At 67.1% G+C, this 20,667-nt stretch carries 19 protein-coding genes; 11 read left to right on the top strand and 8 right to left on the bottom strand.

Features of this window, described 5'->3' with window-relative positions; all coding sequences use genetic code 11:
• Window positions 1-27: 27 nt before the first annotated feature.
• Window positions 28-1,302, bottom strand: a complete 1,275-nt coding sequence (gene rho, locus ACZ5BM_RS09500) for a transcription termination factor Rho (protein WP_422863917.1) — start codon at window positions 1,300-1,302, stop codon at window positions 28-30.
• Between the two features lie 260 nt (window positions 1,303-1,562).
• On the opposite strand from rho, the gene ACZ5BM_RS09495 reads away from it, so the two are divergent.
• On the top strand, window positions 1,563-3,659 hold the full coding sequence (locus ACZ5BM_RS09495; protein WP_498907661.1) for a TonB-dependent siderophore receptor: 2,097 nt from the start codon (window positions 1,563-1,565) through the stop codon (window positions 3,657-3,659).
• 145 nt (window positions 3,660-3,804) lie between these two features.
• Here the strand turns inward: ACZ5BM_RS09495 and ACZ5BM_RS09490 are convergent, their stop codons facing one another.
• Both ACZ5BM_RS09490 and ACZ5BM_RS09485 read right to left on the bottom strand, forming a co-directional pair.
• Complete coding sequence (locus tag ACZ5BM_RS09490) at window positions 3,805-4,401, bottom strand: hypothetical protein (RefSeq protein ID WP_498907660.1); 597 nt, start codon at window positions 4,399-4,401, stop codon at window positions 3,805-3,807.
• Window positions 4,402-4,424: 23 nt separating this feature from the next.
• Window positions 4,425-5,438, bottom strand: a complete 1,014-nt coding sequence (locus tag ACZ5BM_RS09485; RefSeq protein ID WP_498907659.1) for a magnesium transporter CorA family protein — start codon at window positions 5,436-5,438, stop codon at window positions 4,425-4,427.
• A 141-nt stretch (window positions 5,439-5,579) separates the two neighbouring features.
• Between ACZ5BM_RS09485 and trpB the strand changes: the two genes are divergently transcribed.
• The 6 genes from trpB (at window position 5,580) to ACZ5BM_RS09455 (ending at window position 12,375) form a co-directional block, all read left to right on the top strand.
• Entirely contained in the window at window positions 5,580-6,884 is a 1,305-nt protein-coding gene (gene trpB, locus ACZ5BM_RS09480) for a tryptophan synthase subunit beta (protein ID WP_498907658.1), read from the top strand.
• Window positions 6,881-7,744: a tryptophan synthase subunit alpha gene (trpA, locus tag ACZ5BM_RS09475; RefSeq protein ID WP_498907657.1), complete on the top strand. Its 864-nt coding sequence runs from the start codon at window positions 6,881-6,883 to the stop codon at window positions 7,742-7,744. The genes trpB and trpA overlap by 4 nt, the downstream gene beginning before the upstream one ends.
• Window positions 7,741-8,607 carry an acetyl-CoA carboxylase carboxyltransferase subunit beta gene (gene accD, locus ACZ5BM_RS09470; protein WP_498907656.1) on the top strand — a complete coding sequence of 289 codons (867 nt, stop codon included), beginning with the start codon at window positions 7,741-7,743 and terminating at the stop codon, window positions 8,605-8,607. Before trpA ends, accD begins: the two co-directional genes overlap by 4 nt.
• 108 nt (window positions 8,608-8,715) lie before the next feature.
• The gene (locus tag ACZ5BM_RS09465; RefSeq protein WP_498907655.1) at window positions 8,716-10,005 is read left to right on the top strand and encodes a bifunctional folylpolyglutamate synthase/dihydrofolate synthase; all 1,290 of its coding nucleotides are present in this window, start codon (window positions 8,716-8,718) and stop codon (window positions 10,003-10,005) included.
• A gap of 92 nt (window positions 10,006-10,097) precedes the next feature.
• Window positions 10,098-11,291, top strand: coding sequence for a pectate lyase family protein (locus tag ACZ5BM_RS09460; protein ID WP_498907654.1), 1,194 nt, complete (start codon window positions 10,098-10,100; stop codon window positions 11,289-11,291).
• Window positions 11,292-11,430: 139 nt separating this feature from the next.
• A complete protein-coding gene (locus ACZ5BM_RS09455) occupies window positions 11,431-12,375 on the top strand; it encodes a nucleoside hydrolase (protein WP_498907653.1) in 945 nt (314 codons plus the stop codon).
• A gap of 22 nt (window positions 12,376-12,397) precedes the next feature.
• Here ACZ5BM_RS09455 and ACZ5BM_RS09450 read toward each other — a convergent pair whose 3' ends face one another.
• The gene (locus ACZ5BM_RS09450) at window positions 12,398-13,018 is read right to left on the bottom strand and encodes a hypothetical protein (RefSeq protein WP_498907652.1); all 621 of its coding nucleotides are present in this window, start codon (window positions 13,016-13,018) and stop codon (window positions 12,398-12,400) included.
• A 259-nt stretch (window positions 13,019-13,277) separates the two neighbouring features.
• Complete coding sequence (locus tag ACZ5BM_RS09445; RefSeq protein ID WP_498907651.1) at window positions 13,278-13,808, bottom strand: Fur family transcriptional regulator; 531 nt, start codon at window positions 13,806-13,808, stop codon at window positions 13,278-13,280.
• A 63-nt stretch (window positions 13,809-13,871) separates the two neighbouring features.
• On the opposite strand from ACZ5BM_RS09445, the gene ACZ5BM_RS09440 reads away from it, so the two are divergent.
• The 3 genes from ACZ5BM_RS09440 to ACZ5BM_RS09430 are packed head-to-tail and all read left to right on the top strand — an operon-like array spanning window position 13,872 to window position 16,440.
• Window positions 13,872-14,810, top strand: a complete 939-nt coding sequence (locus ACZ5BM_RS09440; protein ID WP_498907650.1) for a TroA family protein — start codon at window positions 13,872-13,874, stop codon at window positions 14,808-14,810.
• Window positions 14,807-15,589: a metal ABC transporter ATP-binding protein gene (locus ACZ5BM_RS09435; RefSeq protein ID WP_498907649.1), complete on the top strand. Its 783-nt coding sequence runs from the start codon at window positions 14,807-14,809 to the stop codon at window positions 15,587-15,589. Before ACZ5BM_RS09440 ends, ACZ5BM_RS09435 begins: the two co-directional genes overlap by 4 nt.
• 11 nt (window positions 15,590-15,600) lie before the next feature.
• Window positions 15,601-16,440: a metal ABC transporter permease gene (locus ACZ5BM_RS09430; protein WP_498911565.1), complete on the top strand. Its 840-nt coding sequence runs from the start codon at window positions 15,601-15,603 to the stop codon at window positions 16,438-16,440.
• Here ACZ5BM_RS09430 and ACZ5BM_RS09425 read toward each other — a convergent pair.
• Window positions 16,364-16,621, bottom strand: coding sequence for a DUF3126 family protein (locus tag ACZ5BM_RS09425; protein WP_498907648.1), 258 nt, complete (start codon window positions 16,619-16,621; stop codon window positions 16,364-16,366). The two genes, ACZ5BM_RS09430 and ACZ5BM_RS09425, sit on opposite strands and share 77 nt — an antisense overlap.
• Before the next feature lie 275 nt (window positions 16,622-16,896).
• On the opposite strand from ACZ5BM_RS09425, the gene ACZ5BM_RS09420 reads away from it, so the two are divergent.
• Entirely contained in the window at window positions 16,897-17,088 is a 192-nt protein-coding gene (locus tag ACZ5BM_RS09420) for a helix-hairpin-helix domain-containing protein (protein WP_498907647.1), read from the top strand.
• A gap of 378 nt (window positions 17,089-17,466) precedes the next feature.
• Here ACZ5BM_RS09420 and ACZ5BM_RS09415 read toward each other — a convergent pair whose 3' ends face one another.
• Both ACZ5BM_RS09415 and ACZ5BM_RS09410 read right to left on the bottom strand, forming a co-directional pair.
• Window positions 17,467-17,982, bottom strand: coding sequence for a DUF4142 domain-containing protein (locus tag ACZ5BM_RS09415; RefSeq protein WP_498907646.1), 516 nt, complete (start codon window positions 17,980-17,982; stop codon window positions 17,467-17,469).
• Window positions 17,983-18,147: 165 nt separating this feature from the next.
• Complete coding sequence (locus ACZ5BM_RS09410) at window positions 18,148-20,652, bottom strand: glycosyltransferase (RefSeq protein WP_498907645.1); 2,505 nt, start codon at window positions 20,650-20,652, stop codon at window positions 18,148-18,150.
• Window positions 20,653-20,667 lie beyond the last annotated feature (15 nt).

Below are 20,667 nucleotides of genomic sequence, written 5' to 3'. Positions count from 1 at the left end.
GCCCCGCCGGAGCGGGGCCTTTCGCGATCAGGTGTTCATCGCGTCGAAGAAATCCTGGTTGGTCTTGCTGTATTTCAGCTTGTCCAACAGGAAATCCATCGCATCCATCGTGCCCATCGGGCTCAGGATGCGGCGCAGAACCCACATCTTCGACAGAGCGCTCTTTTCCACCAGAAGCTCTTCCTTACGCGTGCCGCTCTTGGTCACGTCGATCGCCGGGAAGGTGCGCTTGTCGGAAAGCTTGCGGTCCAGCACCAGCTCCGAATTGCCGGTGCCCTTGAACTCTTCGAAGATCACCTCGTCCATGCGCGAACCGGTATCGATCAGCGCCGTGGCGATGATGGTCAGCGAACCGCCTTCCTCGATGTTGCGCGCAGCACCGAAGAAGCGCTTCGGGCGCTGCAGGGCGTTGGCGTCCACACCGCCGGTCAGCACCTTGCCCGACGACGGCACGACGGTGTTGTAGGCGCGCGCCAGACGGGTGATCGAATCCAGCAGGATCACCACGTCGCGCTTGTGCTCGACGAGGCGCTTGGCCTTCTCCAGCACCATCTCCGTCACCTGCACGTGGCGGGTCGCCGGCTCGTCGAAGGTGGACGACACCACCTCGCCGCGCACGGTGCGCGCCATGTCGGTCACTTCTTCCGGACGCTCGTCGATCAGCAGAACGATCAGGAACACGTCGGGATGGTTGCGGGCGATGGCGGTGGCGATGCTCTGCAGCATCACCGTCTTGCCGGTGCGCGGCGGCGCCACGATCAGGGCGCGCTGGCCCATGCCGATCGGGGACACCAGATCGATCACGCGCGGCGTCATGTCGCGGCTCTGGCCCTTGGCCAGCACCGGCGGATTCTCGTCCTCCATGCGCAGGCGGCGATCGGGATAGAGCGGGGTCAGGTTGTCGAAATTGATGCGATGGCGCACCGCCTCGGGCGGTTCGAAATTGATCGAGTTCAGCTTCAGGAGCGCGAAATAGCGCTCGCCGTCGCGCGGGGCGCGGATCTGGCCTTCCACCGTATCGCCCGTGCGCAGCCCGTAGCGGCGCACCTGGCTCGGCGAGACGTAGATATCGTCCGGGCCGGGCAGGAAGTTGGCTTCCGGCGAGCGGAGATAGCCGAACCCGTCCGACAGGATTTCCAGAGTGCCTTCGCCATGGATCGCCTGGTCGTTCTCGGCCAGGGTCTTCAGGATGGCGAACATCATGTCCTGCTTGCGCAGCGAGGACGCGTTCTCGATCTGCAGCGACTCCGCGTAGGAGAGCAGGTCCGAGGGTGATTTTGCCTTGAGATCGGCGAGGTGCATGGGGGACGCCTCGTGTGCGGTCACGCAGAAGGGGGAGGAACGCAGGACGGGAATGGTCGCCCGGCGGGAGCCGCCGGAAAGGTCGCGACCGGAAGGACCGGGGGCCCTTCAGAACCGACATTGTTCCGAGTGGAAGCGTCCCGCAGGCACGGAATGCCACGAGACGACCGTTTGATAGGCGCGAAACCCGCACAACGTCAAGCAGATCAGCCTGCCGCTGATATTGCGAATGAATATCAATATCAGTTATGGACGCGGTCATGTCCCACGCGCCGTTCCGCACCGCCCTCCTTCTCATCCTAGGCGCCGCTCCGGCCTGGGCAGGGACGGCGCCGGAGCGGACACGCCCGCACGAGCGCATCACCGTGCAGGCGCAGCGCGGCGGCCTGCTCGCCCCCGCCACCAGCGCCGCGACCAAGACCCGCACCGCTCTGGTGCTCGTCCCGCAGAACGTCTCCGTCATCACCGCCGACCGCATGGCGCTGCTGAACGAGCGCAGCCTGAGCGAGGTCGTGCGCTACAGCGCCGGCGTGTCCGATTACGGCGGCAAGGACGACCCGCGCGGCTATTTCGGCACCATTCGCGGCTTCACGCCGGATATCTATCTCGACGGCACCCGCCTGCCCGATGCCGCAACATCGCTGTCCTGGGCGATCGAGCCGTTCGGCCTGGAACAGCTCGACATCCTGCGCGGTGCTTCCTCCGGCCTCTACGGCGCAGGCCAGCTCGGCGGCATCCTGAACGCCGTCAGTAAGCGCCCGCGCCTTTCCGCCACCGACAGCGCCGACATCCAGCTCGGCTCCTTCAAGCGCATGCAGGGCGATGCCGATCTCGGCGGCAGCCTGAACGCGTCGCACTCACTGCTCTGGCGGCTGGTCGGGCTGGCGCGCCATTCCGGCACCTATGCCGACAACATCCTCGACAACGAGATCTACGTCGCCCCGTCCCTGCGCTGGATCGCCGGTCCGCGCACCGACATCACCCTCCTGTCCAGCTACACGCAGCGCGACAACGGCTCCACCGCGCAGTTCCTGCCGGCGCTGGGCACCATCACGCCGAGCCGATACGGCCGCATCCCGCGCGACGCCCTGTCCAGCGACCGCGATTTCGACGTGTATTCCAAACGCCAGGTCTCGGTCGGCTATGCGCTGACGCACCGGCTGGCGGAAGGATGGACCGTCAACCAGACCGTCCGCTTCGCCCATCTCGACACGCTCTACCGCTTCGTCACCACCCAGTCCCTGGCCGCCGACCAGAAGACCCTCGCCCGTCAGGCCCTGCTGCAATCCGGCAACGACAACACGGTCACGGTCGATACCAACACCGAGCTGCGCGCCGTCACCGGCTCCGTGGCGCACGACCTGCTCGCAGGAGTCGATTTCCGCGACGATTTCGTGGGCATCCGGCGCGGCGCCCGCGCGGCGCCGTCCATCGACATCTACGCGCCGAAACCCGTACGCGTCGCCTATCCCCGCCCGGCCTCCACCATCAGCACCAACGAGACCGAGCACCAGACCGGACTGTATCTCCAGGATCAGGCCCAGTGGCGCCGCTTCACCCTCACGCTCACCGGACGCGAGGATCTCACCGGCAGCACCACCGTCGACAACCTGACCCGCCGCCAGACCCCGCAGACCAACAACGCGACCACCGGCCGGGTCGGTCTCGTGTACGCCGCGCCGTTCGACCTGTTCCCGTACGTCTCCTACGCCACATCGTTCCAGCCCCAGGTCGGCACCACCCGGCTCGGCGCGTCGTTCGTGCCCACCACCGGCAAGCAGATCGAGGCCGGGATCAAGTATCGCGCCCCGAACGGCCGCTTCCTCGCTACCGCGGATGCCTTCGATCTGGTCGAGCACAACGTGCTGACCACCGATCCGGCCGATTCCACCTACAGCATCCAGACCGGCGCGCAGCGGACACGCGGCGTCGAACTCGAAGCCACCGGCCGGCTGCCCGGCCGGATCGACGTGATCGCCGCCGCCACCTACCAGGAACCGCGCATCACCCGCAGCAGCGCCGCCGCGCAGATCGGCCAGCGGCCCGTGACCGTGCCGAGCCACATGGCCTCGGCATTCGTCGAGAAGGGCGTGCGGCTTTCCCCCACCGTGGATGGCGGACTCGGCGTCGGGATGCGCTACACCGGCAACACCGCCGGCGCGCTCCCGAACAGCTTCCTGGTACCGAGCCAATTGGTCTGGGACGCGCAGGCGCATCTGGACTACCGGAAGCTGCATCTGCAGCTCAACGGCACCAATCTTGCCGACCGGCACTATGTCGCGATCTGCACCCGGTCCGTTGCCTGCTCCTGGGCACCGGGACGCGCGGTCTTCTTCACTGCCGGCTATAGCCTTTAGAAGTTTTCATCCAGATTGATACTGGAGAGATAGATGTTCTTTCTTGAAAGAAAGAACCAAAGAACTTCTATCCGTTTGGTGCCGTATCCACCCACGCACGCATAACCCAAACGGATAAAAGTCTTTTTGCTTCTTCTTCTTCCTCCTAGGACGGAACGAAATCCGGCCTGCGCACGACCGGATCGAACGACGCCCCCGTCAGCCAGAACCGCCCGGTCGCATCGCTTCCGCCCCACCAGTGGATCAGCCGACCCAGCAATGCAGGACGCGGCGGCGCGGACCGCATTTCCCCCGCCAGGGTCGTGTCGGTGCAGGTGCCCACCATCAGAACCGTGCCCGCAGGCCGCAGCGTCGCCGCGGGCGCGCCGCCCGGCAGCGACACCCCGTCCACGGTCAGTTTCAGCCCGCACGCGCTCGCCGCGTTCGCTTCCGCGGGCCGGATCACCCCGTCGAGCGTGCCCTGCGCCACCATGCGCCGCGCATCGTCGAACAGGATCGCGCGGCCTCGCACGGCGCCGTCCGGCGCCGGCGTGTCGAGTCCCATCGCGATATGCACGGGCCGTCCGCCCACCTCGGGCAGACCCAGCAGCCCGCCTTCCAGATCGCCGCCATAGCGCAACGGTTCGGCGGCGATCGCCCGCATCAGCCCGACAGGGTCCGGTTGCGCCGTCTGTGCCCGCGCACCCGTCGCCATGGCGCCCACCGCCAGCGCCGCCACCAGTCCCAGCATCGCATCGCGCATCGCCCGCACTCCCCTTCGAACCTTCACCGGCTGCCGAGCCAGCCTTTGCGCCAGAACCAGATCAACGGAAGCACGATGGTCAGCGCCATCAGCGACAGCGCGTACCAGTAGCCGAAGCTCCAGTTCAACTCCGGGATATCCTTGAAGTTCATGCCGTAGATGCTGGCGATCAGGGTCGGCGGAATGCCGATCAGGCTCACAACCGTCAGCAGCTTGATGCCGTTGTTCTGTTCGATGTTGATGAAGCCCAGCGTCGCGTCGAGCAGGAACTGGGTCTTGTTGTTCAACTGCGCATCGTAATCGTTCAGGGACGAGATGTCCTTCGACATCAGCGTCAAACGCGCCCCGAACCGCTCCGAGCACGGCCTGTCGCCGTTCTCCCGAACGAAGGTGGCGATGCGCTGCAAGCCCAGAAGACTGTCCCGCACCGACGAGACCAGATCGGTCAGCGTGCCCAGCTTCGACAGAAGCGCGCGCAGCTTGCGATCGATATCGCCGCTGCGCGGCTGCTGGGCACTGAACACGCGCTTGGACAGCGCATCCAGATCGTGCCCGGCGATCTCCAGGATGTCGGCCAGACGATCCACCATCGCTTCCAACAGAAGCTGCATGATGGTCTCCGCATCCGGCGGCGTGCCCGGCTGCACCTCGCCCACGGTCGGGATCGCCGGCTTCTGGTCCGGTGGGGTCGCCAATTGCCGTCCCACCGTCTCGAACACCATGTAGTCGGTGTAGCGAATGGTCACGAGCCGGTCATGCGACAGAACGAAGCCCACGGGCGAGTTGAACGAGGTGTCCTCGAACCGGCGCACCAGAGGCGTGGACAGATACAGCACCTTGCCCACCGTATAGACGCGCGACGAGATCTCGATCTCCTCCACGTCCTGCCGGGTCGGGATGCGCAGCCCGGTCAGACGCTCGGCCAGGGCGTGCTCCTCGTCGGTCGGGTTCAGAAGATCGAACCAGGCGGCGATCGAAGGGTCCGTGCGCTCCGAAACCGGAACAGCCTCGGTGCCGAGCGGATGGGCAAGAAACATCGTCTCTCCGGGGAACAGAAAACGGGGGCGGGACAGGGTGAACGCGGCGGACCCCGCTTTCGTGTCATAGCATGAGCGACACGCCGGGACGTGACCTGCCGCGGGGCGTTTGATAGGACACGCGATCCAGGAGGGTTTCCGTTGAATACGCACGCACGTCCCATGCCGGCCGAAGCCGCCGGCGCGACCGCATCCGCGCAGCCGGTCTCGGCGCAGCTCGGCACGCTCGCGGCCGAACACCGCGCCAACACGCTGCGTGGCGGCCCGGACGAGCGCGGCCGGTTCGGCATCTTCGGCGGCCGCTTCGTCGCCGAAACGCTGATGCCGCTGATCCTGGAACTCGACGAGGCCTACGAGGCGGCGAAGAAGGACCCCGCCTTCCGCGCCGAGCTGGATTTCTACCTCAAGGATTACGTGGGCCGTCCTAGCCCGCTCTGGCATGCCAAACGCCTGTCCGGCGAACTCGGCGGCGCCAAGATCTATTTCAAGCGCGAAGAGCTGAACCACACGGGTTCGCACAAGCTCAACAACGTCATGGGCCAGATCCTGCTGGCCCGCCGCATGGGCCGCACACGCATCATCGCCGAAACCGGCGCGGGCCAGCACGGCGTCGCCACCGCCACGGTCTGCGCTCTGCTCGGGCTCAAATGCGTGGTCTACATGGGCGCCACCGACGTCGCGCGTCAGAGCCCGAACGTGTTCCGCATGCGTCTGCTGGGCGCAGAGGTGCATGCGGTGGAAACCGGCGCAGGCACGCTCAAGGACGCGATGAACGAGGCGATGCGCGACTGGGTCGCCAACGTGTCCGACACCTACTACCTGATCGGCACGGTCGCGGGCCCGCACCCCTATCCGGCCATGGTGCGCGATTTCCAGTGCGTGATCGGCGACGAAGCCCGCGCGCAGTTGCAGGAGGCCGAGGGCCGTCTGCCGGATGCGGTGGTGGCGGCGGTGGGCGGCGGCTCCAATGCCATGGGCATCTTCCATCCGTTCCTGGACGAGCCGGACGTGGCGCTGATCGGCGTGGAAGCGGCCGGTCGCGGCCTCGATTCCGGCGAGCAGGCGGCCAGCATCTCGCGCGGCCGCCCCGGCGTGCTGCACGGCAACCGCACCTATCTGCTCCAGGACGACGAGGGCCAGATCCAGGAAGCGCATTCCATCAGCGCCGGGCTGGACTACCCCGGCATCGGTCCGGAACATGCCTGGCTGCACGAGATCGGCCGTGCCCAGTATGTCGGCATCACCGACGACGAGGCGCTGGACGCGTTCCAGCTCTGCACGCGCACCGAGGGCATCATCCCGGCGCTGGAATGCGCGCATGCGTTGGCCTACGTCGCCAAGATCGCTCCGGCCATGGACCCGGAACGCATCATCCTGATGAATCTGTCCGGGCGCGGCGACAAGGACATCTTCACCGTGGCCGAGCGCCTGGGAGTGAAGCTATGAGCCGTATCGCCGCGAGGTTCGCCGCCCTCCGGAAAGAGGGTCGCGGCGCGCTGATCCCCTATCTCGAAGCCGGCGACCCGGACATGGAAACGGCGGCCGCGATCCTGGCCGGCATGCCGGACGCCGGCGCCGACCTGATCGAGATCGGCGTGCCCTTCACCGATCCGATGGCGGACGGCCCGATCATTCAGGCCGCCGCCCGTCGCGGGCTCAAGGGCGGCGCCACCCTGAAGCGCACGCTGGAGATGGTCGCCCGCTTCCGCGAACAGGACGACCACACGCCGATCGTGCTGATGGGCTATCTCAACCCGATCGACAGCTACGGCCCGGAACGGTTCTGCGCCGATGCAGGCCGCGCGGGCGTGGATGGGCTGATCATCGTCGATCTGCCCTCCGAGGAAGCCGATCTGATCGAGGCGCACAGCGCCGCCAACGCGATCGACATCATCCGTCTGGTCGCCCCCACCACCGCCGACGAGCGCCTGCCGCTGGTGCTGCGCAACGCGTCCGGCTTCATCTATTACGTGAGCATCACGGGCGTGACCGGCACGCGCACGGCCAGCGAGTCCGACCTCGCCGCCGCCCTGCCGCGTCTGCGCGCCAGGACCGATCTGCCGGTGGCGATCGGTTTCGGCATCCGCACGCCGGAACAGGCCGCCTCCGCCGTCCGCATCGCCGACGGCGCCGTGGTCGCCTCCGCCCTGATCGAAACCCTTTCCGGCACGCTCGATGCCGAAGGCCGCGCCGGACCCGATACGGTCCGTCTCGTGCTCGACCAGGTCAGAACCATCGCGAACGGCGTCCGGTCGGCGCGCGCGCGCCCCGAAACCCAGGCAGAAGCAACGGAGCTCCCGGCATGAGCTGGCTCACCACCTATGTGCGTCCGAAGATCCGCAACCTGCTGGGCAAGCGGGACGTGCCGGACAATCTCTGGACCCAGTGCGATTCCTGCTCGCAGATGATCTTCGCGGCCGATCTGCACAAGAACCAGAACGTGTGCCCGCATTGCGGCCACCATATGCGCGCTTTGGTCACGGATCGTCTGGACTGGACGTTCGATGCCGGGTCCTACACCCGCATCGAGCTGCCCAAGGCGCCGATCGATCCGCTCGGGTTCCGCGACCAGAAGCGCTACACCGACCGCCTCAAGGACCAGCGCGCCAAGACCCATCTGGACGAGAGCCTGGTGGTCGCGCACGGCACCATCACCGGCCACAAGGCCGTGGTCGCCGTGATGGCATATGAATTCCTGGCCGGCACCATGGGGGCCGCCCTGGGCGAGGGCATCGTCGCCGCCGCCCGTCTGGCCGTGCTCCAGCATGCGCCTCTGGTGGTGTTCACAGCCTCCGGCGGCGCGCGCATGCAGGAAGGCATGATCAGCCTGATGCAGATGCCGCGCACCACCATCGCGGTGCAGATGGTCCGCGATGCGGGCCTGCCCTACATCGTGGTGATGACCAACCCGACCACGGGCGGCGTCACCGCCTCCTTCGCCATGCTGGGCGACATCCAGATCGCCGAGCCGAACGCGCTGATCGGCTTCGCGGGGCCGCGCGTGATCGAGCAGACGGTGCGCGAAACGCTGCCGGACGGGTTCCAGCGCTCCGAGTTCCTGCAGGAGCACGGGATGCTGGACATGGTGGTGGCGCGGAAGGATATGCGCGAGACACTGGGGCGGATCATCGGGCTGCTCGGGCGTCAGCCGGTGGCGGATGCGGCCTGAGACCAGGGGCGCTGCCCCTGGACCCCGCCAGAGGCTCGCCTCTGGACTCCCATCGCTAGGGTCCAGGGACGACTGTCCCTGGCGGGTCCAGGGCGGAGCCCTGGTGCAGTGACCCCGGAGTTCACAGGCCGCCCCGGCGCCATCCTCCAGCGCCTGCAACGCCTCTACCCCTCCCTGATCGACCTCAGCCTCGGCCGTCTCGAAACCCTGCTGGCCAAACTCGGCCATCCCGAGCGCCGCCTGCCGCCCGTGATCCATGTCGCGGGCACAAACGGCAAAGGCTCCACCTGCGCTAACACGCGCGCGATCGCCGAGGCGGCGGGCTGGCGCGTGCACGCCACAACATCGCCGCATCTGGTGGACGTGGTGGAACGCTTCCGCGTGGCCGGAACGTTGGTCTCCGAGCCGGTGCTCAGCGAGACCCTGGAGCGGATCGAGCGCATCAACGACGGCGCGCCGATCACCGTGTTCGAGGTGCTCACCGCCTGCGCCTTCCTGTTGTTCGCGGAACACCCGGCCGAGCTGGCGGTGATCGAGGTCGGCCTCGGCGGACGGTTCGACGCCACCAACGTGCTGGCGAACCCCGCCGCCTGCGCCATCACCGCCTTGTCGATGGATCACGAGGCCTTCCTGGGCGACACGCTCGGCAAGATCGCCGGCGAGAAGGCGGGGATCATCAAGCCCGGCCGCCCGGTGGTCACGGGACGGCAGCCGCCTGAAGCCCTGGCGGTGATCGAAGCGGAAGCCGCGCGCCTCGGCGCCCCGCTCTGGCGGCGCGACCGCGACTGGTTCATCGAACAGACAGGGGACGGCACGCTGCTCTACCGCGACGCGCGCGGCACGCTGGCGCTTCCCGCGCCCGCCCTGCCCGGCCCGCATCAGATCGACAATGCCGGCCTCGCCGTCGCCACCCTGCGCGCGTCCGGCCTCGACCTGCCGGACGCCGCCTTCTCCGGCATCGCCCGAACGCGCTGGCCGGCCCGGCTGCAACGCCTCGACGGCGCGCTGGCGGACCGTCTCGGCCCGGGCTGGGAACTCTGGCTCGATGGTGGCCACAATCCGGGTGCGGGCGCGGTGCTGGCGCAAAGCCTCGCCGCCTGGAATGACCGCCCGCTGCACATCCTGGTCGGCATGAAACAGACCAAGGACCCGGCCGGCTTCCTCCGCCCGCTGCTGCCGCTCTCCACCACCCTGCACGCCGTCGCCGAACCCGATCAGCACATGGCGATGCCGGTGGAACAGATCGTCGCCGCGTCCGACGGCCAGGCCCATCCCGGCCCCACCCTCGCCGAAACGCTCGACCGGCTTCGCACCGAACCGCCTGGCCGCGTCCTGATCTGCGGCAGCCTTTACCTGGCCGGCGTCGTGCTCAAACAGGATGGCTGGGTGCCGAACTGACGATTAACAACATATTTTGATACCGATACGTCATCCTTGAGTTGTCGTGTTTGTGACTTTAAGTTTCAGGCGGGTAGCTAAGGATGTGACAGATGGCCAAAGTGCAAATCTTCGTCGCTCTAACGTGCATCGCACTAAACCAAACTCTGGAACGATACGCATACGCTCAGTCGAGCCCGTCAAACATCATCAATGTCAAAGATTACGGCGTAGTATATGATGGTGTGACAGACAATACCGCTGCTCTCAGAAATGCTTTTGCGGCAGCGCAGAAATACCTGACGGCTGGAACGCCGGTGCAGGTAATATTTGGCCCCGGGAATTTTTCGGTAGCTGGAACTCTTTCGCTTGATGCTTCGAAGGCGTCCGTATCAATCGTCGGTGCCGGTGCTGGGATAACAAATATCATCGAACACGGAACTGGAGATGCGATTGACATTCTGAATTCCGCAACATCGACCACCAATATTGTTGGATTCAGTATTGCCAGAAATGCAAGTTCTTCTATGGGAGGTAATGCTATCAGCATCGACAATCGTTCTGGCTTTCAACAGACAGGGAAAGCAACCGTTGAAGATGTTACGATCAATAACGTTTCGGGAGATGGAGGATTTGTGACTGGGATTGCTCTTCATAGCCAGTCCATACCAAACTTACACAATATAAAAATATTTGGAGGATACAAGGGTGCTAATGACGATGGAAGTTCCGGTGTAATAATAGATGGATACTCCGCAAGTGCGTTTTCGATCAACGTTAAGATTAGTGACTCGACGATGCAGGGACAGTGGGCAGGAATTCGTATTGGCAATTGGACACAGGGTGTGTTTGTAAACAATGCAGATATACTTGGAAATACGGTAGGAATTAATTGGACACCACAAACAAATACCGACACAGAGTATCTTACTGTAAGCAATAGCCACATAAATACGTCTGATTTTGGTATTCGCGTGTCAAATACGGACGGTCTTGTAAGTGGGTGCTACTTTTTAGCGTTCAAACAAGGACGAGTGTGGCACGCTGTTGATGCTGCCGGTCTTGCAAATCTTTCCGTTGTCGGGAATATGTTTCGAACCCAATCTGGCTTAACTAATGGTGATACGGGAATCTACTACAGCAACGGGCAGTGGGGCAATTTTTCGGCGAATACATTCGATGATTTTACGACAGCTATCGATTTGGAAGGATCCGCGTGGGCAACTATCGGCAGCAATGTTTATATATACGACTCAAATAGTATTGTAGACAACGCAAAAAGTCAGTACACTCACATCATAAACTAGAATTTGTCCAGAATGCATCCTAACCAGGACATCCGCATCATGTCGGATGTCCTGGCTTCTTCGGAAGACAAGGTAAGTCGATAGCTGACGGCTCGAACGCCCGTGTTATGCTGATTGTCGAATTGAATAGGGAACGACCATGCGCAAGGTGATCTTCGATACCGATCCCGGCGTGGACGACGCCATGGCGCTGGCCTTCCTGTGCCGCAGGCCGGAGCTGGAGCTGATCGGCGTCACCACCGTGCACGGCAATGCCGATATCGACACCGTCACCCGCAACGCCCTGTTCCTGAAGGACAGGCTCGGCTTCTCCGCCCCCGTCGCCCAGGGCTCCGGCGTCACCTTCCTGAACCGTCGCGGCAACACCGCCACCCATGTGCATGGCGACAACGCCCTGGGCGGCATCGCCATCGACGCGCCGCGCGCCACGCTGGACGGCCGCCGCGGCCATCGCATGATCATCGATCTGGTGCGCGCGCATCCGAACGAGGTGACCATCATCGCCGTCGGCCCGCTCACCAATCTGGCCCGCGCGCTCGACAAGGACCCCGAGATCGCCCGTCTGGTGCAGGGCGTCGTGGTGATGGGCGGCGCGTTCGGTTCTCACGGCAATACCGGCAACGTGTCGCCCGTGGCCGAAGCCAACGTCCATAACGACCCCGAAGCCGCCGACGCCGTGTTCACCGCCCCCTGGCCGGTGACGATCATCGGCCTCGACGTGACGCAGCGCGTGGTGATGGACGCCGCCTTCCTGCGCACGCTGGGCGAGCGTGGCGAAATCGGCCGTCTGCTGCACGATGTTTCGCGTTTCTACCATGGCTTCCACCAGCGCTCGCGCCGGCTGGACGGCATCTTCGCCCATGACAGCCTGGCCGTGCTGTATGCGGTGCGGCCGGATCTGTTCACGCTGCGTCACGGCCCGGTGCGGGTGGTCTGCGGCGGCATCGCCTCGGGCCAGACCATTCAGAAGCCGGAGGATTCGCCGTTCCCGATCGGCGCCTGGGACCCGCACCCGTCCCAGTCGGTCGCGGTCGATGTCGACGTGGAGGCGGCTCTGCGCTTCTACGCGGACAGCTTCGCGTGAGGATTAAATTACACGCTGCAACTTAATCGGCCTCGGCGGCGAGCAGGAACGAGGCCGGGTGGGGTCCGGGACGCAGGAACGGCTCCACCGCGATCCGCTTCAGCCGCAGCACCGCGATCCCGGCGGGGCTGAAATCCGGGTCCTCGGCCAGGGCGGCTAGTTGCGGCAGCACGGCCGGGCGGTCGGAGAGCAGCAGCGTTTCGCCCGCCTCGATCGGCAGGCCGTCACGCAGCGCGTCCTGCGCGCCGTCGCGGTCTGTGAGCCAGTAGAGCCAGGAATCCGGGCGCTCGTTGGGGCGGAAGGAGCGCGGATCGACGCGTTGCAGCAGGATCTCGTCCGGAAGCAGGGACGCGCGGACGGGTTCCGGCGCCGGCGGTTCCGGTGGGTGCGTTTCGACCGCCGGCGCGGCGGGTTCGGGCGTTTCGGGTGACGCGTCCGGGGTGGCCGGTTCGGGGGACCGGCGTTTCAGGGCGTTTCTGGCCGGTTTTTCCGCCTCGGTGGCGGCAACCGGTGTCGGTTCGGGGGCGCCTCCAAAAAGGTCGGCGACCGGCAGGGCGACGCGTCGGGCGCGCTTGACGGAAGCCGGGCGCGGGGCCGGGTTCTCGCCGCGCGGCATGTCGAGCGGCAGGGACGGTTCGATCACGCCTCGGTCGGCGCCCGGCGGCCGCACCGGTCTGCCGCGTGATACGGCAGGCCCGGACGTGTTCTGGCCGAAACCGGCTGTCCGGGACGGAGGACGCTCCGGCCGTGCCGGCTTGAGCGCGTCCGTGCCGGAGCCGTGGGGCTGGACCGGGTCCGGCTGCGGCCGGGATGGTTCCGGCTTGCTCCTTCCGGAACCGTCCGCCTGCGACCGGTCGCGCGGGTTCGGGAGGGGGGCCGGATCGTGCTGGGGCACGGCCGCTTCAGCCGGGTGCCTGGGCCTGTCCGGCGCTGTCCGCCTGGGCGACGCAATCGGCGCAGAGACCTTCCAGCTCGATAGTCGAGCGGCGGGGTACGAAGCCGTGTCGTGCCGCGGCGGCTTCCAGCGCTTCGGCGATGCGCGGCTCGTCGATCTCCACGGTGCGCTGGCAGCGGGAGCAGATCAGGAACTGCACCTTGTGGTCGTGATGGGCGTGGTCGTGGTCGTGATCGTCCTGCACGCAGCCGACGAAGGCGCTGAGGCGCTCGACCTTGTGGATCAGCCCTTGTTCCTGAAGGAAGTCGAGCGCGCGATACACGGTGGGCGGGGCGGCGCCCTTGTGCGACTGGCGCAGCCTGTCGAGCAGATCGTAGGCGCCGACCGGGCGGTCGCTGTCGAGCACCAGACCCAGAACATGGCGGCGTATATCGGTCAGGCGGGAGCCGTTGCGGTCGCATGTACGCGCGGCGCGGTCGAGCAGTTTGCCGGTTTCGCTGCCGAACGTGGCTCCCATCACCGCACCGGTCCCGGCCATCACGACCACCTTTCGAGTATCGACGTTATAGTATAACAGAGCGGCGGAGCGGAGGGCATCGTCATGCGCAAACCTATCACGACAATCCCGGCCGGGTTGCTTCTGTGCTGCGCATGGTTCCTTCCGGCCGCCGCCGCTCCGCAAGCCGCATCGCAGACCGCGCCTTCGGGCGAGCCCATCCGCATCGTCGCCGCCGAGAACATGTGGGGCGCGCTCGTCGAGCGTCTGGGCGGGGAGCATGTGAGGGTTCAAAGCATTCTGAGCAACCCCGACCAGGACCCGCATCTGTTCGAGGTCAGTCCCGGCGTGGCGCGGGCCATCGCCCGGGCCGACATCGTGATCCGCAACGGCATCGGCTACGACCCTTGGATGAAGGGGTTGCTGGGCGCGCGCGGCAAGGCGCCGGATGCTGTTCTGTGCGTGGCCGATCTGGCCGGCCGGCATGACGGCGACAATCCGCATCTCTGGTACGATCCGACCGTGATGCCTTTGGTGGCGCGGGCTCTGTCCGCGCAGCTCGCCAAGGCGGACCCGGCCGATTCAGCCTTCTATGCCGAGCGTCTGAAACAGGTTTTGGCCGCGATCGCGCCCGTTTCCGCGCGGGCCGCCGCTCTACGGGCGCGGTTCGCGGGAACGCCGGTGACGGCCACCGAGCCTGTGTTCGGCCTGATGGCGCAGGCGATGGGGCTCGACATGCGCAACCGGCGCTTCCAGCTCGCTGTGATGAACGACACCGAGCCCGCCGCCTCGGACGTCGCGGCGATGGAGACCGATCTGCGCCAGCATCGCGTGCGTCTGCTGATCACCAACAGCCAGGCCAGCGACAGCGCCGCCGACCGCCTGAAACGGATCGCGGCCGAAAGCGGCGTTCCCACCGTGGGCGTCACGGAAACCGAGCCTGCGGGAAAGAGCTACGAGGACTGGATGCTGGAACAGCTCGATGCCGTGGCGTCGGCGTTGCACTCCGGTCCGCACGGCGAGACGGCGTCGGCACGGCGGTGACGGACGCGGTCGTCTTCGACGGGGTTCGGCTGGCTCATCCGGGCGGGCGGGTGGTCCTGTCCGGTGTCGATCTGCGGATCCGGGCGGGCGCCTTCGTCGGGCTCGTGGGCGCGAACGGCGCCGGCAAGACCACGCTGATGCGGGCCATTCTGGGTCTGGTGCCGCCGCGTGCGGGGCGCATCGACCTGTTCGGCCGGCGGGCCGTGCGGGGCAGCGCCCTGGTCGGCTACATGCCGCAGATGCGGGCGGCCCTGAGCGTGCGTTTGTCCGGACGGGCTCTGGTCGCCGCCGCGGTGAACGGGCGTCGCTGGGGCATGGCGTTGCCGACGGCCGCCTTGTCGCGCGAGGTGGACCGGGTTCTGGAGCTGGTGGGAGCGGAGGCGCTGGCGCCACGTCCGCTCGACGAACTCTCCGGCGGCGAGCGGCAGCGTCTGCTGCTGGCGCAATGCCTGATCGGCGATCCGCGCCTTCTGTTGCTGGACGAACCTTTGAACAGCCTCGACCCGTCGCGTCAGGCGGAGCTGGTGGCGCTGGTGAGCCGTTTGCAGCGCGAGCACGGGATCACGGTCCTGTTCAGCGCGCATGAACTGAACCCGCTCCTGGGGGCGCTGGATCAGGTTCTGTATCTGGCTGGCGGCCATGCGGCCCTGGGCAGCGTGGATGCGGTGGTGACGAGCGAAAGCCTGTCGCGTCTCTATGGGGCGCCGATCGAGGTGATCCGCTCCGGCGGGCGGATCTTCGTTCTGCCCGGCGCGCCTGCTCTGGAGCGCGCGGCCTGATGCTGTTCGGCCTGCTCTCCTTCGGCTTCATGATCAACGCCTTCCTGGCGGCGACCGCCGTGGCGCTGGTGGCCGGGCCGGTGGGCTATTTCCTGGTGCTGCGCCAGCAGAGCTTCGCGGGACATGCGCTGTCGCATGTGGGCTTCACCGGCGCCACCGGGGCGGTCCTGCTGGGCCTGCCGCCGCTCTGGGGATTGATCGGCATGACGCTTCTGGCCGGTCTGGCGATGGGCTCGCTGGGCGAGCGTCTGGCCGGGCGCGACGTGGCGATCGGGCTTGTTCTGGCCTTGTCGCTCGGCCTGGGGCTGTTGTTCCTGCATTTCTTCACCGCCTATGCGGCGCAGGCGACGGCGCTTCTGTTCGGCAACGTGTTCGGCGTGGACCGTCCGACCCTGCTGACCCTCGTCGGGCTCGGCGTGGTGACGCTGGCCGGGCTGGCGGCGATCGCCCGGCCGCTGCTGTTCGCGAGCCTGCAGCCGGAACTGGCCGAGGCGCGCGGCGTGCCGGTGCGTCTGGTGTCGGTGCTGTTTCTGGGGCTGGTGGCGCTGACCACGGCGGGTTGCGCGCAGATCATCGGCGTTCTGCTGGTGTTCACGCTGATGGTGGCGCCTGCCGCCACCGCCCAGCGCCTGAGCGGGGGTGTGCGCGGGCGCTGGGGGGTAGGCGTCGGGGCCGGCGTGGCACTGTCGGCCGCCCTGGCCTTGTTCCAGGCCTGGGGCGGGCTCGTTCTGGCCTACGAGACCGACTGGCCGGCCTCGTTCTGGATCACTGCCCTCAGCGGCGGGTGCTACGGGCTGGCTTTGCTGCGTCGGCCGTCTCCGCCGGGGCCAGATCCTCTTCCAGCACGATGATGTTGATCGAGTAAGAGGTTTCGCCCTCGTCCTCGTCGCGATGCACCGTGCCGATCACCTCGGAGCCGACCGCCAGCTCCACCGTGGCGCCCTTGCGCGGCGGGGCCACCACATTGATCTTCTGGTTGTCGAGCAGCTGTCGCAGATAGGCCTGCACGCGCGCGATATCGTTTCCGGTCATTCTGGTTTCCGATCTGTCGGGGAAGCGTTGGCGGGGTGGATAGGCCGGAAACGCGCCGGAAGGAACCCGGGATGCGGCGATGCCGGGTCCGTCTGGCCTTGAGGGTCGGGTTCGCCGGCAAGCCGCGACGGGACCAGGCTTTCGTTGCGGCCGCGATCGGCCTGGGTGGCGGCGCCCCAACTCCGGGCGCGTTCGCGTGTTTCGTCGGGAAAGTCCGGGACGGGAACGCCGATGCGGCTTTCGTCCGGGCAGTCCATGCGTGGGGTAAAGCACCGATGATCGATCTGAACACGGCGACGGCGGCGGAACTGGACGAGGTGCCGGCGCTGAAGGGTCATGGTTTCGAGATCGTGCGCTATCGCGACGATCGCGGCCGGTTTTCCAGCCTGCGGCAACTCGACGAGGTTCCGGGTCTGTGCGGCAAGACGGACGGCATCGGGGACTCGGTGTCGGTCGGGGGCGGCTGACACCGGTCCCGGTTCGGACCGGCTCCCATGGGCCGGCAGTGTGCCGCGACCCGCCCGGTCATGATTCCGGTTGCACGTCGCCGCAGACACGGATCAAATCCGTAACGAATCGCCTGGCTCGTCGCGTTCGTGCGTGACGGCGGCTTCAGGCATGTTGCGATCGTCCTTGAACGTCGCGCGACAGGAAGGAGTCCGGTTCGGAACACGAGGCTGACCGGCGGCGAGGGTCGCGCGTTTCCTGACGCAGCGCCCAGGTTTCGCGATGGTCCAGCGCTGGGTGATGGGCACGGTTCTCGCGGGGCTGGCGCTGAGAATGACGACCGAGGCACGACGTTGAGCCGAGGTAGGCCGGTCCGTTGGCGGACCGGCCAGGGTTCGTCAGTTGGCGGGCAGGGCTTCGGCGGCGGTGAGGTGGGATTGCAGCACCGGCACGCCCTGGGCGGCGTATTGCTTCAGGGCCGGGTTGGTCCCGCTGGCGGCTTCGGTCTGGTAGGCCTGGAGCAGCGCCTTCTGGCGGGTGATCTCGCTGGCGGCGTAGTTCTTGTCGAACGTGGCGCCGCTCTGCTGCGACAGGGTGTTGATCGCGGCGAGCTGATCGGGGCTGGCGGCGGTGGGTACGGTGATGCCGGCGCCGGTGGCCGCGTTGCGCAGGCCCGCGTTCATGTTGTCGAAATCGGAGAGCATGCGGGTGGCGAAGCTCTTCGTGGCGGGTGCCGTGGCCTTGGAGGCGGCGTAGCTGGCGGCGAGTTCTTCCGCCATGCCGCCTTGGAACGCGGTCTGCACGAAGCCTGAATCGCCTGTCGCTGCCGGGCTGCCATCCGTTCCGGCGGGGCCTGCGCAGGCGGCCACGGCGAGGAGGGGAAGAAGCAGAAGCGCGTGCTTGCGTTGAATCATGCCGATGCATCCAGCTCTGGAGAAAAGGATGGAGCACGGCGGGGTCGCCGTGTCCCAGGATGATTTGTAACAAGATTGAGCCGGGGTTGTTGCGGAAGAGGTCATGATTTCCGGGATTTAACGTGCTCGTAGGCCGACACGCCCGGAGATTCGCATTGCGCCGGCTCAGCCACCCGGCGGATCGAGCAGGGCGCTGAGCACGCTGTCGGACAGGGCTTTCGGCGAGAAGCGGCGTGCGGCGAGCGCGCGCTGCGCGCCGGATCGGTCGCGCCAGAGCCTGTCATCGGTCAGCAGGGCGGCGAGGGCGGCGGCGATGCGGGCGGGGTCGTCGGAGATCGTGACCGCGTCGTCGAGATCGGGAATGCCTTCGGCGCCGATGGGTGTGGTGACGAGGGGCAGGCCGTGCGCCAGGGCTTCCACCACCTTGCCTTTGACGCCTGCGCCGGCGCGGAGCGGCACCACGGCGGCGCGTGCGGCACGATACTGCGCCTGCAGCGCCTCCTCGCTGAGGGCGCCGGTCACGGTGATGCCGGCACCGGCCAGCGCCTGCACGGCGCGCGTCGGGTGCGAGCCGGCGAGGACCAGGGCGACGTCCGGCACCTTCTCCCGCAGGAGAGGCAGGATCTCCGCGACCAGCCAACAGGCGGCGTCGATATTGGGCGGATGGGCGAAGCCTGCGACGAACAGCACGGTCCGGCCGGGCGGTGGAGCGGCGCGTGCGGGGGTGCGGTCGAATGCGAACGGGACGATGGCGCGGGCGTCCGCCTGCGGCACCAGGGTGCGGACCAGCGCCGCTTCCACCGCCGAGGGATAGATCACGGTGTCGAACAGCGCCCAGAGCGCGCGTTCGCGCCGTTCCATCGCATCGGCCTCGCGGGCCATCGCGTCGTCGTTCGTGAGCGCGGCCTGACGGCGCATGCGCAGATGGTGGACGTCGTGCCCGTAGAAGCTCAGGCGGGCGTTGGTGCGGGTCATGAGCCCGGACAGGAATTCCGGCGCGACGGTGGGGCGCATGACCAGGGCGTGGTCGAACTGGTGGCCTTCGCGGCCGATCCACTCGTCGAAGCCGAGCGGCATACGATGATCGAGCACGGCGATGCCCATCGCCTCCAGGATCGGCGTGTAGTCGTTGCGCTGCCTGTTGGCGGGCCAGAAGCGCACCACCCAGCCGGCGTCGCGCAGCGCGCGCAGGATGGCGAGCGTGGAGCGGGAGCCGGCGTCGCGGTCCGGTTCCGGCACGTAATGGTCGATCACCAGGATGGTGAATTTGTGCCGGGCGTGTTCGGCGGCGCGCATCGGCTGTTCGCCGGAGGGGAAGTGCTCGGCGGCGAGCAGCCTGGGCCAGCGCGACACGAAGCGGTGCCGGTTGATCTCCTGGTTCCGCTTGATGCCGGCGGTGATGTCCGTGCCGTGCGAGACGCCTTCGTGATGGATCACGAGGCTGGCCGGCTGCACCAGCACGCGCAGGCCGCGCGCGCGGATGCGGAAGGCGAGGTCGGTATCCTCGTAATAGGCCGGGGCGAAGAGCGGATCGAAGCCGTCGAGGGTTTCGAACAGGTCGCGCCGCAGCAGCATGGCGGCGCCGGACACGTAATCGGTGTCGCGCAGGGTATTGTATTCCGGGCGCTCGGCGTCGTCGTTGCGGCCGTAATTCCAGCCCGTGCCGTCCTGCCAGACGATGCCGCCGGCTTCCTGCAGGCGGCCGTCCGGGAACAGGAGCTTCGCGCCGACCAGCCCTGCGCGGGGGACCGCCTCGATGGCGCGCAGCAGCGCGTCGAGGAAGCCCGGCATGGGCTCGGTGTCGTTGTTGAGGAACAGCAGGTAGCGGCCGCGTGCGGACAGGGCGGCCTCGTTGCAGTTGTGGAGGAAGCCGAGATTGCGCTCGTTCCGGAGCAGGCGGATTCCGTCCACCTGAGCCAGCAGGGCGATGTCGGGGTCGCCGGACGCGTCCTCGGCGACGATCACTTCGAACGGTGTGACGGTTTCGGCGGCGGCGATGGCGCGCAGGCAGCGCAGCGTGACCGGGACCTGGCCGAAGCAGGGGACGATGATCGAGACAATCGGCGTGTCGCTGGCGGAGAGCCGGAGCGGCGGGTCGAGACGGGTGGGTGCAGGCGGCGTCGCGGGGGGCGGCGGTTCGGCCAGGGACAGGGGCAGGGGGGCGGCGATGGTTTCGGCCTGCACGGCGAGCCGGGCCTGCCAGTCGCGGCGTTCGCGGAGACGGCGCGTCCATTGGCCCGTGAGCGTCCACCAGCCGGCCTTGGCGGCGCGTCGTCCCGTGCGGGCGAGAACGGGATGGCGGTCCAGCGTGCGGCGCAACGGCCAGCTCGCGCGCCAGACGGCGCTGGTCTCGAAGGCGGCGAGATGCTGTCGCAGCCGGTTGATCTCGATGTCGCGTGCGTCCACGGCGGTTTGCAGGATCTCCACGCGGTCGTGGGCGGCGCGCAGGGCGTCAGTGACATCAGGATCGTGCCGGGTCGCCGAGACGGCGTCGCGCAGGGCGGCGAGCCGTGTTTCGGTCTCGATGCGCAGGACGCGCTCGTGGTTCTCGGCGCGCCGAAGGGTGAGGAGGCGGCTTTCCGCCAGCAGAAGCGCGTGTCGCAGCGCGGCGATCTCGGCCTGCGCTTCATCCAGTTCGGGGGCGGACGGCTCGGGCGCGGGGTCGCTCATGCGACCGGTTTAGAG

This window comes from Lichenicola sp. GTC18331, from assembly GCF_055386855.1.
The sequence above is the reverse complement of the archived record's forward strand: the minus strand, read 5'-3'. Positions and strand labels throughout refer to the sequence as shown.